We start from the raw sequence: 15,539 nt of genomic DNA, 5'->3' as shown, positions 1-15,539 counted from the left end.
TAATCATGGAGAAGAAACTATCTATTTACCTCTTTCTAATGTTAATAGTTTTAGCTTTAAGTGCAGGTGCACAGACGGTAGATTCTTTGTTGAACACATTAGACAGCAGTAAAAAATTCAACAAAGTTGATGCAACTTTTAAGGCCAGCCATGTGGTCTTATCGCATTCTACCGAGACACAGAAAAAACATGATCTTGATTTAAGAATTCGCCATCATTTTGGCGATATAGGAGGCCCATTTGGAAGCGCACATACTTTATATGGATTAGATGTTGCCACTGATTTATTTATTGGGTTGGATTATGGGGTAACAGACAAGTTAACCATCGGTTTTGGCAGAAGCAAACATGACGAACTATATGATCTATATGCGAAGCAAAGGTTGATGCAACAGAAGAATGATGGGTCTATGCCTTTAAACCTTACTTTGTTGGCACAGGTTGGATTAGTGGCCAGGGAGCCCTTTTCAGTTAGCGAGTTCGGCAGCTATTCAGATCGTTTAAGTTATTTTATCCAGCCTATCTTTTCCAGAAAATTTTCATCGAGCATCTCTTTAGCTGTTATGCCCTCCTTGCTTATCCGTTCTATAACAGAAGACCCACTAGATCCTGAAAACTTGTTTTCGTTAGGATTTGCCGGAAGGATTAAGTTAACGAAACGCTTATCATTTGTTGCAGATTACACCATGGTTAGAGGTTTATCAAGACCGGTCAATCTTCCGGTGCAATTTTATAACCCTTTCGGCGTAGGCTTAGAAATTGAAACTGGCGGACATATTTTCTCTCTTAATTTCATGAATTCGGAATATATAGTTGAAAATAATTTTATAGCCAATACTAAAAAGTCGTGGGGTGATGGGGGCGTTCGCTTCGGGTTTACCATTTCCCGCAATTTCTCCCTGTTTAAATCAAAGAACAAGGATCCCAATACTAAATCAACCATTTACTAAAAAAATAATCATGGAACGTAACGAATTTATCAAATCATTAGGGCTTGGTATAGCTCTTGTTTGCACAGGAAGTTGTATTTCGAGTTGTGGAGGCAAGTCTAACGATCCAACTCCTACGCCCGGAGGAAGCGGGCCCCCAGCTGGTACAAAGGTGAATGTAGATTTAAGCACACAATTATTAACGGTGGGCTCATTTCTTTCGAGTGGCGGTATATTATTTGTTAGGCTTGCCGCAGCAAATGCTATCAGTTCCTTTACTGCAACTCAAGCCACCTGCCCACACCAAGGTGGGGCATTAAACTGGATCCAGGCCAATAACCTCATTCAATGTAGTTTGCATTCTTCACAATACACCTCTGGAGGAGCGGTTATTTCGCAGCCAAATGATGGGGGCACTACCAGCACGCTTAAAGTTTACAGCACCTCTATTTCAGGAACTATTTTAACTGCAACAGTATAATAGGTTAAGGTTGATCAGGGAGTGTTGTAGAGTTCCTCCTTGATCAACCCTTTCTATACTAATCATGGCATATTATTTGAAGCTATTTATGGAAATTACGTTTAATTAGCATCCTCTCTAAAGAAAAACGATTATATGTATAATCGCTTATAGAAAGATATTATGAACACCATTAAAAAGCTTGCTTTTTCAATATTGACATTAACAGCATTAAATGTTAGTGCCCAAACCAACAAGGTTACCACAGCTAAAATTATAGAAGAAAAAAACTATGTCTTTGTAGCTACAACGGCGATCCCAGCAAACAGTGCTGATTTGGATAGGGTGATGAGCAGCATGTCGCCTGGTGCAGGCGGCGGCGCGGTTAGCCTATCTGGAGGGTATTATGATTTGGTTGTTAAGGCGGATAGTATTGTTGCATATTTACCCTATTATGGAAGATCCTATCGTGCTACCTTAAACAACGATGAGAATGGGCATAAATTTACAGCTAAGAAATTTACGTATACTACAACCAAACGTAAGAAAGGTGGTTGGGATATTACCATGATAACAAGAGATGTTACTGATAATGTTCAAATGAATTTATCGGTAAGCGAAACTGGATACGCTACGTTAAGTATCAGCAGTAACTACAAGCAGCCCATATCTTACAATGGATATTTAATGGAAGAGAAGAAAAAGACACTCTAATTTTTAGATGGATTAGAAAGGGAGATTTCATAGAGTTTTGGCCATTTTTTTCCTCCAACAAAAAGTCTTCTTCCAATTTTATCCCAAGCTATGCCATTTAATACATTATTCTGTATCTCCTCGGATGTTTTGAAATAATTTTTTGGAACTAAGGCCGATAGATCCACCTCGGCCTCTACTGCTCCAGAAACCGGATCTATTCTTATAATTTTTGTGCTTGGATAAACATTGGCATAGATCTTCCCATCTATATACTCCAGTTCATTTAAGCTGTCCATCGGACCGTTATTGTCGTATACTTCTAAGTAGCCTTCCTCCCTATAGGTGTTGGCATTCATTCGCCAAATGCGGTTGGTACCATCTGTCCGTAGAATCTGCTTACCATCAAAGGTTAATCCCCAGCCCTCTCTGCTACTTTGATAGGGAAATGTACCTAGTTGCTTAAACGTTTTGGCATCAAATATAAATCCGATGTTTTCTTGCCAAGTAAGCATGATAATTTTATCGCCAATTCTAAGACTGCCTTCTCCAAAAAATTCTGGCGATAATTTAACCTGTTGTATATCTTTCCCAGTTTTAAGATCAACATATTTTAGTGCAGAGGCCCCCTTTTCGCCGGTACTCTCTAAAAATTTACCCTCAACATAACTTAAGCCCTCGGTATAGGAAGTGGTATTATGGGGAAAAGTGTTTATAACCCTATAGCTAAGCTGAACAGGAGGAATATTAGATTTGAGAACTATGTTGGTAGAAACGGTATCCCTCTCCTCGCCCTTGGCAACAATAGCAGTAATCATTCTATAACCTAGGGGCAGATTAGTAGTAGTTATCCAAACTGAATCGGCATTTTTTTTCTTTGCAATAAGATGGTTGTCTACTAAGTATAAAACCGAATCTATTTTAGAATTCTTATCTATATCCAATTTAACTTTAATGGTATCCCCAACATTAAAATTCCTGCCCTGGGCGGGCTCAAAAAATGTAATATTAAATTTGTCTTCTTCTTTACACGAAGTTAAATAGCTACAAAAAAAAAGGAGCAAAATATAATGAAATCTTACTAGCTTGTTATTAAATGGGCCAAAATGCATCTTCAATGTGATTTATAGTAAATTTATTCTGTTTGTCAAAAAGAACCGAAATGATATCAAAACGCACTTCCCCTTGATGATTCATTAATTCGATATATTCATCGGCTGCAAATTGAAGTAGTTTCTGCTTTGTTTCGGTTACAAAATCTTCAGGATAACCAAAGGCAACCGAACTCCTAGTTTTAACTTCAATAAAAATGAGCTGCTTATTTAAGTAAGCGATTAAGTCTACTTCTGCTTTACCGTGAACCCAATTTTCCTCTAAAATTTCATACCCTTTACTGCTAAGGAAATCGAGTGCAATTTTTTCGCCTTGCTTCCCTAGATCGTTATGTTTTGCCATGAGTTAAGAGGTAGGCGCACAGCGCTGAGCGTTAAGTTCATTTTACTTCACAATTACGGATCCTAAAAATCTGGAGATTTCTTTTTCTACATTTTTAATAAACGCATAGCGTTGCATTAATATTTCTTGATTGGTGGCATCATTTTCTATTTTAATCTCTTTTAACAGATCTAATAGTATTCGATCAACCTTACGTTTTTTGAGGTGGTACAGCCCTCCCAAAATTGTGGCCTTTAAATTAACTGTTTCATCACGCACATAGATTTTGTGCCTATTGTACCAGTTCTCACTTAAGCTATAGGGCGAGCTCGAAAGCGTGATAGCTAGATCGGCTATTTCACGATCATCACTCTTGATAAACTGGTTGGCTGTTGGTAATTGTCCGTTTTCTATTTCTGTTCGGTAATGATCTATAATTTTTTTGCAAAGCTGATTTTCAAATACCACATCGGTTAAATTCTGCATAATGAAGGAGCCGATGTACATATTATCAATTTTATCCCAGCTTACGAGTTCGTGCCCGAAAGCTAATAATAAACGTACAATTTCTTGCTCTTGGAGCTCGTCATTCGCTTCTACAGAAACTGTGGGGGATTGTTCCTCATCAGCAAATAGATTATCTGGCGGAAGGTCTTGTTGATGTGCCTGCTGTCTGGCTTGAGGAGTGCCTTTCTTCAGCTTTGCCGCCCTCATCGTATTCAGCTCGCTTAACAACACCCGTTCTTCGATAGCTAATAAGGTACTGCATTCTCTAATAAACACCGAAGCCTTAATGTTGTCTGGAATTTTGGCGATACTTTCAACGATATCTCGTATAATACCAGCTCTTTTTATGGGATCTGCCCCGGCTTCGGCCAGCAGGATATTGGCTTTATATAAAATAAAATCTTGGCGGTTATCTTCAATATAGCTTTTAAATGCTCCAGCACCCACTTTATGCATATATGAATCAGGATCATCACCCTGTGGAAAAGAAACAACTTTTACATTTAATCCCTCCTCTAAAATCATATCCAAACCTCGTAATGAAGCTTTTATTCCCGCGGCGTCGCCATCGTACAAAATGGTTACATTCTGCGTGAAACGACTAATTAGCCTAATTTGCTCTATGGTTAACGAAGTTCCCGATGAAGCAACTACATTTTCGATATGTGCTTGATGAACAGAAAGTACATCTGCATAGCCTTCTACTAAGTAGCAGTTATCCTGATCCCGGATAGCTTTTTTAGCATGGAAAAGCCCATAAAGCACATTTGATTTATGATAGATATCGCTTTCGGGCGAGTTAACATATTTAGGAACGTTTTTGTCTGTTTTAAGGGTTCTACCTCCAAATCCGATTACCCGACCCGTAAAATTATGGATCGGAAACATAACCCTTCCTCTAAATCTATCGTAGAGCTTAGCTTTATCGTTTTTTATAGACAGGCCTGTTTTTTCGAGGAATTCTTCATTATGCTTGTTTTTAATCGCTTGTTGGGTTAACGCATCCCAAACATCAGGCGAGTAGCCTAGATTAAACTTTTTAAGAATATCTTCCCTAAAGCCACGCTCCTTAAAATAGCTCAATCCGATAGTCTTTCCATCATCGCTGTTCCATAACTGGTCTTCGAAAAAATTGGCCGCAAACTGCGAAACTATGTAGAGGCTCTCTCTAGCATTTTGGGCTTCTACATCTTTAACGGTTTCTACCGTCTCTTCAACTTCAATGTTGTATTTCTGCGCAAGAAATTTAAGTGCTTCAGGGTAGGAATACTTCTCGTGTTCCATAACGAAACGAACGGAATCGCCCCCTTTACCGCAGCCAAAACATTTATAAATCCCTTTGGTAACAGAAACATGGAATGATGGAGTCTTTTCTCCATGAAAAGGGCAATTTCCAATTAAACTTGTACCGCGTTTTTTTAGGTGCACAAAATCGCCTACCACTTCTTCTATGCGAGCGGTATCCATTATTTTGTCTATAGTTTCACGGTTAATCATACTAGGATTATAGGATTTTAGGATGATAGGATTAAGGTATTAACTAAGATTTATAGGATCTTATGATGCTAGGATTAAAGCATAATCTTGAAATCCTATAATCCTACAAATCTTAGTCTATTTAATAAATGGTAACATTTGGTCGGCCACCAATTTATTGCCTAGGGGATTAAGGTGAACCCTATCTGTTGTTAAAACGCCTTTTTCTTTATCTTCTGCATTATTTGCCGCTTCATAATCCATAAAAGCCTTTCTTAAATCACACAGTGGAAGATTGTTTTTTGCTGCCAGTTCTCTTATTCCAGCAGCATATTTGGTTAGATCGGCATCGGCTTCATTTGTGCCCTCTTTTTTCTCGCCAATAACCGAGGGCGTGCACAAAACTACCTTGCTTCCTGTAGCTTGAATCTTATTGATGATGGCTTGATAAAACTTAAAATATTTATCGTAGTCAGTACCCGTTTTTGAAGTTAATTTATGCCAAACATCATTGATGCCAACATATACAAAAACAAGATCCGGCTTTTTGCTGATTACATCTTCCTCGATTCTGAGGTACAGATCGTAAACTTTGTTACCACCTATACCTGCTCCAATTAATTGGAATTTTGTGGTATCCACGGATTTTTTTAACAGGTTAATGTAACCATTACCCTTAGCGCCTTGTTGTGTGATTGAATCACCAAAAAAAACCACTTTTTTAGGTTTTGGCTTCATTGCCACACTAGCCAATAGAAATACCAAAATCGCGATCAAGCCCAATAGTTTATTATGTTTCATATTACTTATTTATTTTAAAATCTAAATCCTGAAAATCAAAACTAAAATCTGTTAATGGAGAAATTGCTTCCATTTTAAACCCATCAGCTACTGCTTCATTATTTAGATTGAAATTAACGAAAGCATCAGCATCTAAGCTTCTATCGTACCATTTTACAATAAAGGTATTCCCTTTGTAAAATGTCATATCACCTCTTAGCTTTGGGGCATTTTTGGCAGCGAAATGCATTTTGCCGTTTACCTCACTAATGGTAACCTCTCCAAACCAATTGTCTTTAAAAGTTCCCAAGTAATTCTTTATCTGTGGTTTTGCCGTATTCAACTTCTGTGTTTCGACAATCGAAGCCCAAGTTTTATCTACGATTTCTTTTGCCTGTTTTTCATTTCTGAGCCGGTTATCATTATACAATTTAATTCTATCCATCCCTTTAATGTCTAGATAGCCATCTTTTATTGAATTGGTTATTGAATTAAAGGCAGCACCAGATTGCTGATTAGTTAATACGATGATCCCCAGTTTAAGCTCAGGCAAAATGGTTACTTGCGTTACAATCCCTGATAAGCCACCAGTATGAGTTGCTTGAAATTTCCCATTAACAGAACTTAAAAACCAACCTAGCCCATAGCTGCTAAAACTACCTGGATTTCCTCCAATAAGGGTTTGAGGAGTCCAAAGCTCTCTTGCTACAGCTGGACTAAACAATTTTTTTTCCAGATTATCGCCATACTTACCCCCATTGATCATAGCGGTTACCCATTTGCTCATTTCGGTAACGCTCGAATAGATGCCACCAGCCGCGTTGGCCACTTCGCCGAAACTCAAGCCCACAGGCAATAATTTATCTTCATAAGGCGCATGGCCATCAATCACGTTAGATTTATCTTTTAGACGATACCAGGATGCGGCAGTTTTGGTCATACCCAAAGGTTTAATAATTCTACCTTCGATAAAATCTTCATAGGTAATTCCTGATACTCTAGCCACCACTTCGCCTGCTACGATATACATTAAATTATCATAATCGTATTTAGTACGGAAAGACGAAACTGGCTTAAGATAGCGAAGGTTATGAATTAGCTGTTTTTTATCTACTGTAGATGAATCTGGCCATATCATAAGATCACCTGCTCCCAAACCTAGTCCGCTGCGATGGGTTAATAAATCTCTAACCGTAAATTCACTGGTTACCCAAGAATCGTACATTTTAAATTCTGGGATAATATCGATGACTTTGGTATCCCAAGTTAATTTTTTCTCGTCTATCAAAATCCCTAAAGCCGCAGCGGTGAAGGCTTTGGTATTAGATGCTACTCCGAAGAGGGTATTTTCATCTACTTTTAGGTTTGTTTTGATAGAGCGTACCCCGTATCCTTTGGCGTGGATTACTTTTCCATCCTTGATCACGGCTACTGCAATGCCTGGCACATTAAAAGTGGCTAAGGTTTTTTCAGCTACGCTATCTATTTGTTTGCTGGTTAAGACTTGGGCGTGTAAATTAATGCTCGCAAGAAGCACAATTACAAAACTTAGTTGGACTTTAAGGCGATAAAATGATTGCATAAAATAATGATTTTAAACGTTAAAGATACTAATCTTTTGCGTTTTTGGAGAGGGATATAAGAGATGTTAATTCGTTATTTCGCCTTCCCCAACCTGTAATCTTTATGCACTACCAAAAAACTGGCTCGCTCCTCAGATTTTAGAGGATAATCCCAATTTCCCTGATAGGTAATCTTAGTAGGCAACTTCACTTCATCGAAATAGCTCATTTCAATATTCATTTGTACATCGAAATCAAAAAGCATATTGCTATACTTCATGTCTACATAACGCCCTAATATTTCAAAAGTTCTCCGGTCGAAAATGGTAACGAGTTCCTTAATCATTAATCCATCTTTGGTCCAATTGCTTAGATCTGGTTTAACGGCAACCTTGAACCTATACACAGGTATCGAGTCTAAATAAGTTCCAGAATAAAATGAATAGTCATAATATTGGCGCATGTTTGCCGTAAAAATTTCGGTTTTGTTGCTAATAAAAGGGATGCCTTTTACTGGTCTGCCAGGATTAAAGATCAAGGTTTTCAGTTTGGATTTATAACTTTCATTGGTACCCCCTTTACCATTGCTTGCTGGTGCATTTGGAATAAAATCGGTGTTGTAGGCATTCATGAAAATGTAATCGAACATCTCAATGGTATACAATTGGTATTTTCCGTTTTTCTTGTACAATTTACCATTATCTTCCTTTACCAGATATTCCATTTTATATGGTCCATCATTATTATGTCTAATCTTACGATAGATCTTACCATCAACTTTGTTGTTTTTATCATAGCTAAAAATCCGGTTTTCTGCTATGAAGGTGTATTTTTTCATATTACGGAAAGCCTGATAAAAACTCGTGTCGTTAATAATGGCGTTGATAAATGTTTCGATATTTAAACGTTGGGCTTTAATATTCACTACCGAATCCAACTGAATAGTTTTAATAGTATCCGGGTTAAAGCGTGGTATTTCCTGACTAAAAGCAGTTATGTAGAAAAAAGCAAAGGTCAGTACTAAAAGTATTTTTTTCATTTAAAAAGTTTTGCAAAAATAATGCTACTTGGATTTTAAAATGGAAGTTGGGCAGCATTGCGGCACATCTTCCATTTTACATTTTTACATCTTACATCAATTACCTAACTGCTTAAGTGCAATGTAGGCCATTAATCCAGTAGATGTTTTGAGGGCGTCCTCATCAACGTCAAAATTTGGCGTATGTACAGAATAGGTGGTACCTTTCTCGGCATTGCCAGTTCCTAATCTGTAAAAGCAGGCGTCGGTAACCTGCGAGTAATAGGCAAAATCTTCGGCAGCCATCCAAATATCCAAATCTATAACGTTAGCCGCTCCCAAATAGTCTTCGGCAAAAACCCTGACATTTGCAGTTAGTTTTTCTTCGTTGATAAGAAAAGGGTAGCCTCTCATAATATTAAATTCACAGCTTCCGCCCATGCTCTCTGCAATGCCTTCAGCCATTTTTTTCATCAATCTATGTGCCTCATTTCTCCAATCTTCGTTGAGGGTTCTAAAAGTACCTTCTAATTTCACTTCATTGGGAATAATATTCGTTGCTCCATTTGCGTTTACTTTCCCGAAAGAAAGTACCGACGGCAAACGTGGGTCGGCATTTCTGCTCACGATTTGCTGCAATGCCACAATGATATGAGCCGTTATAAGTACAGGATCGATATTTTGATGGGGTTGTGCTCCATGACCTCCCTTTCCGTGTACGGTTACGTACAATTCGTCTGTTGAGGCCATATAAATCCCAGACCTAAAACCTACCTTTCCAGTTTCGATCAAGGGCATTACGTGTTGGCCTACAATAGATTGTGGCTTTGGGTTTTCGAGTACACCTTCTTTGATCATGATACTTGCCCCCCCGGGTAAAAGTTCTTCCGCAGGCTGAAAAATCAATTTTACAGCGCCTCCAAATTCATCCTTAAGCTGACTTAGGATATGCGCCGTTCCCAAGAGCGACGAGCTATGGACATCATGGCCGCAAGCGTGCATTATTCCATGGTTTTTAGAACGATAAGGTTTGTTGTTAGCCTCGTGGATGGGTAATGCATCCATATCTGCACGCAAGGCGATGACATTATCTGAGGGTTTGTTTCCTTTAATTAAACCTACAATCCCTGTATTTGCCATATCAATAAATTCGATGCCCCAAGCTGTAAGTTTGTCCTTAATAAATAGCGAAGTATTGAATTCTTTGAACGAGAGTTCGGGATTAGCATGGATATGTTGGCGATACCCAACCACATCCTGATATATCTTAGCGGCTAATTCTTGTATTTTTTGTTTCATTGTGCAGTATGTTTGCCGTTACTTATTTTGAAAGTCTAGATCAGGTGCATTTATCTTTTCTCTGAAGATAAACAGGGTTGGGAAATTTGCTTTGAGCTCGTTTTGCATTTTTTGCGCCTCCAATCTAGTTCTAAAATCGCCTACCCTCAAATAATAATTTGGTTCTTTATATGTGATGTAGGCGTTAAATTTAGGATAAAGTGCTTTAAAACGTGTTTGTTCTGAAAAAACTTCCTTTCGGTCTGATCCATAAAATACCTGAACCCGGTATCCCATTCCATTAAATATAACGGGAGAAACAGGGTTGGTAGTTGTGGGCTTTTTTTTATTTAGTTCAATACGTTTGGCGATTAAGCTATCTATTAAAGGATCTTTAATTACTGTAACTTCTCCCCTGGTTTGAGCGGATGAAGTGAATCCAGTGCCTAATAAGATAACGAATAGTAGAATTCTTGTTGTAGAAATGCCAAACATCCCACAAAAATCGGCATAATTGATGGGTAATACAAATTGTTATTGAGATGGATGAGATATTGCAGCTAATCCATTAATATGCTGGTTTGCCACCAAAGATTTCATTTGGATGATGGCAATTTTATTTAATTGGACTATTCGGTCGGATGAGGATAGATTTTGAGAAATCAGCAGGGCATTAATGCTTTCGAGATTGCTTAAAACAATAAGCTGTTCTAATGTTGCTTGATCGCGTATATTTTCGGCAGCTTTTTGATTTTCCCTGCCTCTCTTGAAGGAAGAAATTCTCCACTTTTTTGCGGTTGTACCAAATAAGGCCATGTTCAGCAGATCGGCCTCGTTTGCATATATGTTTGCAGCTTGTTCTTTGGTGATTTCTTTTGGGATAAGATTTTCCTTAATCGCATCGGTATGGATTTTATAATTTATTTTGGAAATTGTTCTTTGGAGATCCCAGCTTAGGTTAGTGAGATTGGCTTCGGCTTCTTTGAGCCGTTGGAATTCTTTGATGAGATAGAGTTTAAAAACTGGGTTTAGCGCAGAACAAAACTCAAACGCAATATCTTTATGGGCATAAGTTCCCCCATACTTGCCAAGAACTACACGCATACCTTTTGCATGGGTTTTAGCAATCCATTGCCCAGGACCCAGAACAAAACTATGGAGGCCCGCCTCCATTTAAAGTGGTCGAATTCGACCACTTTAAACTCTTCATTATATAAATTTTCCCATGCCCCCAGGAACTCTAAAGTTGTTCTGGTTCTCATCCAATTTTTTATAATTTCTGCTGCTCTAGAATCTCCCTCCTTAATTTTGGCAATATCTGTTAAAGAAATATAATCCTTATCCATGTCTTAATAAATTGACACAGCCAGTCCTTTTACAATTAGTTCATTGTGCTTTTTCATGTTCTTAGTTTTAACTCATAGATTCGATGGACTGATTTCAAATTGTGTCGAATTCGGCATAATTAACCCGTCAAATTCGAGGGGTTTAAAACCAAACTAAACAGAAGAATCAACTTAACAATGAAAAATTTTAAACTTCATACCCACAATTAAAATATTAATTAACAGCTAATTATATTTAATCATCAGTAGAATTAGACCAAAAAAAAGACCCTAACTCTCGTTAAGGCCTTTAATTATTATTAAAAGATTGCTTCTTTTAAGCATTAGCACCATGGCAATTTTTATATTTCTTGCCGCTTCCGCAAGGGCATGGCTCGTTACGCCCAACGGCTGCTTCTTTTCTGATGGGTTGAGGCGGTGCCATTTCTCTAGTGTCATCCATTGGCATTGCACTGCTGCTTGATTGGCTAAACTCTGGTTTAGACATTTTCAATTTGTTCTGTACAGGCTTTGGCGCTCTCACTTCTCTTACATCTTCGGCATCTTGCTGAACAGGAATACCACCTTTGTACAAGAAGCTCACCACTTCTTTATTTACTACATTCAACATGCTTTTAAACAGGTTAAATGCTTCCATTTTATAAATAATCAGTGGGTCTTTTTGCTCATAAACCGCATTTTGAACAGATTGTTTCAGCTCGTCCATTTCACGAAGATGCTCTTTCCAGCTATCATCTATCAAGGCCAGAATAATGGTTTTTTCGAATGCCTTGGTTACTTCTCGGCCATTATTCGCAATTGCTTTTTTAAGATCAACCGGCACTTGGATATGACGAATTCCATCACTAAAAGGAACCACCACTTGTTCTATCTGTTGTCCACGCTCAGCAAAAACCTGTTTTAACACCTGCATAGATTGGTTAATGATGCCCTCCGATTTTCGTGTATAAAAAGCAGTTACCTCCTCAAAAAGCAGGTCAGTTAGCAGGTGGATGTTTTTTGCATTAAAATCCTGCTCAGTAATTGCGGTATCGGCAGAGAAGTTTTTGATCACCTCCAATCTAAAGCCCTCATAATTTGAAGCTTCTTTATATTCTGTTACAATATCTTCAGCCACATCAAACACCATATTGTTCATATCTACATCCAAACGATCGCCAAATAGGGCATTTCTACGTTTGGCATAGATTACTGTTCGTTGAGAGTTCATCACATCATCGTACTCTAACAAACGCTTACGAATACCAAAGTTGTTTTCCTCTACTTTCTTTTGTGCACGTTCTATTGAATTGGTAATCATCGAATGCTGGATAACTTCACCATCCTCAATTCCCATTTTTACCATGATATTTGAAATTCTTTCTGAGCCAAATAGGCGCATCAGGTTATCTTCTAATGACACGAAGAATTGTGAAGTACCCGGGTCTCCCTGGCGACCAGCACGACCACGCAACTGTCTATCTACACGACGTGACTCATGGCGCTCTGTACCTACGATCGCTAAACCTCCAGCTTCTTTCACACCCTCGCCCAGCTTAATATCGGTACCACGACCAGCCATGTTGGTGGCAATGGTTACTGTACCTGCTTTACCTGCTTCGGCAACAATATCAGCCTCTTTTTGGTGCATTTTCGCGTTTAGCACGTTATGCTTGATGCCGCGTAATTTAAGCATACGGCTTAATAATTCTGAAATCTCAACGGATGTTGTACCCACCAATACCGGACGGCCAGCCTCTGTTAATTTAACAATTTCTTCTGCTACAGCATTGTATTTTTCTCTAATGGTACGATATACATAATCTTGTTCATCTTTTCTGGCCATTACCCTATTGGTAGGAATTTCTACCACATCAAGTTTATAGATAGACCAGAATTCGCCTGCTTCAGTTGTAGCAGTACCTGTCATTCCGCATAGTTTATGATACATCCGGAAAAAGTTTTGCAAGGTAACCGTGGCATAGGTTTGTGAAGCATCTTCAACTTTCACGTTCTCCTTGGCCTCAATAGCCTGGTGCAATCCGTCAGAATAACGACGGCCATCCATGATACGGCCTGTTTGCTCATCTACAATTTTAATCTTGCCTTCATCAATGATATATTCAACATCAATTTCAAACAAGGTATAGGCTTTCAGTAATTGATTTACAGAGTGGATGCGTTCTGCTTTAACCGCATAATCTCGCATTAGATTATCTTTTCTGGCAATCTTGTCTTCGCTGCTCAGTTCTGATTTCTCTATTTCTGCGATTTCAGTACCCACATCTGGCAATACAAAGAAAGTAGGATCTTCGCCCTGTTGGGTAATCAATTCTATCCCTTTTTCTGTAAGCTCTACCTGATTATTTTTCTCATCGATATAAAAGAATAGTTCTGAATCAACCTTAGGCATGTTCTTCGACTGATCTGCCATGTAATGGTTTTCGGTTTTTAACAAGGTTTGCCTTACGCTTCCTTCACTTAAGAACTTGATCAATGCCTTACTCTTTGGCAAACCACGATGCGCACGCAACAGCGCTAAGCCACCATCCCCTTCTTCGGTACCGGTTTTGCCATCGTTGATTAATTTTTTGGCCTCATTTAATGCTTGGGAAACATACGTCTTCTGTGCATTTACCAGGCGTTCGATTCTTGGTTTTAGTTCGTGAAACTCGTGTTGATCACCGAAAGGAACTGGTCCTGAAATGATCAAAGGTGTACGGGCATCATCAATCAGTACCGAATCGACCTCATCAACCATGGCAAAATGCAATTTACGTTGAACCAATTGATCAGGTGTTTGCGACATATTGTCACGCAGGTAATCGAAACCAAATTCGTTATTGGTACCATAGGTGATATCCGCTAGGTAGGCATTTCTACGTTCCTGGGAATTTGGCTCATGCTTATCAATACAGTCTACACGTAAACCATGGAATTCAAATAATGGCCCATTCCATTCTGAATCTCGGCGTGCAAGGTAATCGTTTACCGTTACTATGTGTACGCCCTGGCCTGCCAATGCATTTAGATAGGCTGGCAGTGTACTTACCAAGGTTTTACCCTCACCTGTGGCCATTTCGGCGATTTTACCACCGTGCAATACCATACCACCGATCAGCTGTACGTCGTAATGTACCATATTCCACACTACTTCTGTTCCGGCAGCTTCCCAACGATTTGCCCAATAGGCTTTATCCCCTACAATCTTAACATTGTTTTTGCGGGCTGCATAATCCCTATCAAATTGTGTGGCGGTTACCTCTAAAGTCTCGTTTTCGCTTAATCTTCTTGATGTTTCTTTAATTACTGCAAATGCAGCAGGCAAAATTTGGGTCAACACCTTCTCTAATGCTACGTCACGCTCTTTACCTAAGGCATCAACCTCATCGTACAATGCGGTTTTTTCTTGTAATGAAAGTTCTTGGCTTTCGGCTCTTGACTTGACATCCGCTATATTAGCATCGATATCTGCAAGCGAACTAACTATTGTTGATTTAAACTCAGTAGTTTTTTCGCGAAGCTCGTCGTTGCTTAAAGACGCTAACTTCGCGTATTCTTCATTGATTTCTACTACTAACGGCTGCAAAGCCTTTATATCTCTTTCTGATTTGCTTCCAAATATCTTGGCTAAAAATCCTAACATGTTCTTATGATTGTGTTTTGGTTAAAAATATTGATTTACAACAACTAAGCCATAGCCTAACGTTAAGTCATCTTGGCAGTTGCTGCGTAATGGGGATAAGTTTGGGCGACAAACTTAATTAGGGACTATTGTTTTTTGGGTTTTTTCTTATCGTAAGATCAGCAATAACCTGATTTTTATTATTGTATTCTAGCACCGGGATTTCAGAAAGAATTCCGATCAGTGTTAGTTCATTGTATGATAAAAAGAATGGATTTCTATCTTCATTAAGCTGCACGCTAGATGAATATGTTACTTCTCTACTGATTTTGTGATCGTTACAATAACGCTCTGTTAATAGCCTTAGTCCATCAACACGCTCGGCTTGAGCAAGATGGGTTAGACTAAAAAATACAAGAGATAGGGTAACAATGTGTTTCATTTAGCGGCAA

Annotated in this window: 15 protein-coding genes; 3 read left to right on the top strand and 12 right to left on the bottom strand. The window is 38.6% G+C overall.

The annotated features are described in order from the left end of the window. Positions 1–5 precede the first annotated feature (5 nt). From AC6H0V_RS16820 to AC6H0V_RS16810, 3 genes are all read left to right on the top strand, one after another. Positions 6–950, top strand: coding sequence for a DUF5777 family beta-barrel protein (locus AC6H0V_RS16820; RefSeq protein WP_497561362.1), 945 nt, complete (start codon positions 6–8; stop codon positions 948–950). 10 nt (positions 951–960) lie between these two features. Beyond that, positions 961–1,410: a QcrA and Rieske domain-containing protein gene (locus AC6H0V_RS16815; protein ID WP_497561361.1), complete on the top strand. Its 450-nt coding sequence runs from the start codon at positions 961–963 to the stop codon at positions 1,408–1,410. 162 nt (positions 1,411–1,572) lie between these two features. Continuing rightward, positions 1,573–2,103, top strand: a complete 531-nt coding sequence (locus AC6H0V_RS16810) for a DUF4251 domain-containing protein (RefSeq protein ID WP_497561360.1) — start codon at positions 1,573–1,575, stop codon at positions 2,101–2,103. Here AC6H0V_RS16810 and AC6H0V_RS16805 read toward each other — a convergent pair. The 12 genes from AC6H0V_RS16805 to AC6H0V_RS16750 form a co-directional block, all read right to left on the bottom strand. Beyond that, complete coding sequence (locus tag AC6H0V_RS16805) at positions 2,100–3,194, bottom strand: glutaminyl-peptide cyclotransferase (RefSeq protein ID WP_497561359.1); 1,095 nt, start codon at positions 3,192–3,194, stop codon at positions 2,100–2,102. The two genes, AC6H0V_RS16810 and AC6H0V_RS16805, sit on opposite strands and share 4 nt — an antisense overlap. Next, positions 3,175–3,537 carry a YraN family protein gene (locus AC6H0V_RS16800; protein ID WP_497561358.1) on the bottom strand — a complete coding sequence of 121 codons (363 nt, stop codon included), beginning with the start codon at positions 3,535–3,537 and terminating at the stop codon, positions 3,175–3,177. Before AC6H0V_RS16800 ends, AC6H0V_RS16805 begins: the two co-directional genes overlap by 20 nt. A 42-nt stretch (positions 3,538–3,579) precedes the next feature. Continuing rightward, positions 3,580–5,520 (bottom strand): DNA primase, encoded by a 1,941-nt coding sequence (dnaG, locus tag AC6H0V_RS16795; RefSeq protein ID WP_497561357.1) that lies wholly within the window; start codon positions 5,518–5,520, stop codon positions 3,580–3,582. Between the two features lie 117 nt (positions 5,521–5,637). Further along, positions 5,638–6,300, bottom strand: a complete 663-nt coding sequence (locus AC6H0V_RS16790; protein WP_497561356.1) for an SGNH/GDSL hydrolase family protein — start codon at positions 6,298–6,300, stop codon at positions 5,638–5,640. A 1-nt stretch (position 6,301) separates the two neighbouring features. Further along, complete coding sequence (locus AC6H0V_RS16785; protein WP_497561355.1) at positions 6,302–7,861, bottom strand: serine hydrolase; 1,560 nt, start codon at positions 7,859–7,861, stop codon at positions 6,302–6,304. 74 nt (positions 7,862–7,935) lie between these two features. Beyond that, positions 7,936–8,880, bottom strand: coding sequence for a hypothetical protein (locus tag AC6H0V_RS16780; protein ID WP_497561354.1), 945 nt, complete (start codon positions 8,878–8,880; stop codon positions 7,936–7,938). Between the two features lie 96 nt (positions 8,881–8,976). Beyond that, complete coding sequence (locus tag AC6H0V_RS16775; RefSeq protein WP_497561353.1) at positions 8,977–10,158, bottom strand: M20 metallopeptidase family protein; 1,182 nt, start codon at positions 10,156–10,158, stop codon at positions 8,977–8,979. Between the two features lie 18 nt (positions 10,159–10,176). Beyond that, positions 10,177–10,632: an SPOR domain-containing protein gene (locus AC6H0V_RS16770; RefSeq protein ID WP_497561352.1), complete on the bottom strand. Its 456-nt coding sequence runs from the start codon at positions 10,630–10,632 to the stop codon at positions 10,177–10,179. A 39-nt stretch (positions 10,633–10,671) separates the two neighbouring features. Beyond that, positions 10,672–11,241, bottom strand: coding sequence for a KilA-N domain-containing protein (locus AC6H0V_RS16765; RefSeq protein WP_497561351.1), 570 nt, complete (start codon positions 11,239–11,241; stop codon positions 10,672–10,674). Continuing rightward, positions 11,232–11,483 carry a KilA-N domain-containing protein gene (locus tag AC6H0V_RS16760; protein WP_497561350.1) on the bottom strand — a complete coding sequence of 84 codons (252 nt, stop codon included), beginning with the start codon at positions 11,481–11,483 and terminating at the stop codon, positions 11,232–11,234. Before AC6H0V_RS16760 ends, AC6H0V_RS16765 begins: the two co-directional genes overlap by 10 nt. Positions 11,484–11,799: 316 nt before the next feature. Further along, positions 11,800–15,108 (bottom strand): preprotein translocase subunit SecA, encoded by a 3,309-nt coding sequence (gene secA / locus AC6H0V_RS16755; protein WP_497561349.1) that lies wholly within the window; start codon positions 15,106–15,108, stop codon positions 11,800–11,802. Positions 15,109–15,226: 118 nt separating this feature from the next. Next, a complete protein-coding gene (locus AC6H0V_RS16750; RefSeq protein WP_497561348.1) occupies positions 15,227–15,529 on the bottom strand; it encodes a hypothetical protein in 303 nt (100 codons plus the stop codon). Between the last annotated feature and the right edge of the window lie 10 nt (positions 15,530–15,539).

Source organism: Pedobacter sp. NO84 (assembly GCF_059703915.1).
The sequence above is the reverse complement of the archived record's forward strand: the minus strand, read 5'-3'. Positions and strand labels throughout refer to the sequence as shown.

Coding starts and splice junctions, on each gene's coding strand:
- AC6H0V_RS16765 (WP_497561351.1), bottom strand. CDS start 11,241: ATGCGTGTAGTTCTTGGCAAGTATGGGGGAACTTATGCCCATAAAGAT.
- AC6H0V_RS16780 (WP_497561354.1), bottom strand. CDS start 8,880: ATGAAAAAAATACTTTTAGTACTGACCTTTGCTTTTTTCTACATAACT.
- secA (WP_497561349.1), bottom strand. CDS start 15,108: ATGTTAGGATTTTTAGCCAAGATATTTGGAAGCAAATCAGAAAGAGAT.
- AC6H0V_RS16800 (WP_497561358.1), bottom strand. CDS start 3,537: ATGGCAAAACATAACGATCTAGGGAAGCAAGGCGAAAAAATTGCACTC.
- AC6H0V_RS16775 (WP_497561353.1), bottom strand. CDS start 10,158: ATGAAACAAAAAATACAAGAATTAGCCGCTAAGATATATCAGGATGTG.
- AC6H0V_RS16790 (WP_497561356.1), bottom strand. CDS start 6,300: ATGAAACATAATAAACTATTGGGCTTGATCGCGATTTTGGTATTTCTA.
- AC6H0V_RS16750 (WP_497561348.1), bottom strand. CDS start 15,529: ATGAAACACATTGTTACCCTATCTCTTGTATTTTTTAGTCTAACCCAT.
- AC6H0V_RS16805 (WP_497561359.1), bottom strand. CDS start 3,194: ATGCATTTTGGCCCATTTAATAACAAGCTAGTAAGATTTCATTATATT.
- dnaG (WP_497561357.1), bottom strand. CDS start 5,520: ATGATTAACCGTGAAACTATAGACAAAATAATGGATACCGCTCGCATA.
- AC6H0V_RS16760 (WP_497561350.1), bottom strand. CDS start 11,483: ATGGATAAGGATTATATTTCTTTAACAGATATTGCCAAAATTAAGGAG.
- AC6H0V_RS16820 (WP_497561362.1), top strand. CDS start 6: ATGGAGAAGAAACTATCTATTTACCTCTTTCTAATGTTAATAGTTTTA.
- AC6H0V_RS16785 (WP_497561355.1), bottom strand. CDS start 7,861: ATGCAATCATTTTATCGCCTTAAAGTCCAACTAAGTTTTGTAATTGTG.
- AC6H0V_RS16770 (WP_497561352.1), bottom strand. CDS start 10,632: ATGTTTGGCATTTCTACAACAAGAATTCTACTATTCGTTATCTTATTA.
- AC6H0V_RS16810 (WP_497561360.1), top strand. CDS start 1,573: ATGAACACCATTAAAAAGCTTGCTTTTTCAATATTGACATTAACAGCA.
- AC6H0V_RS16815 (WP_497561361.1), top strand. CDS start 961: ATGGAACGTAACGAATTTATCAAATCATTAGGGCTTGGTATAGCTCTT.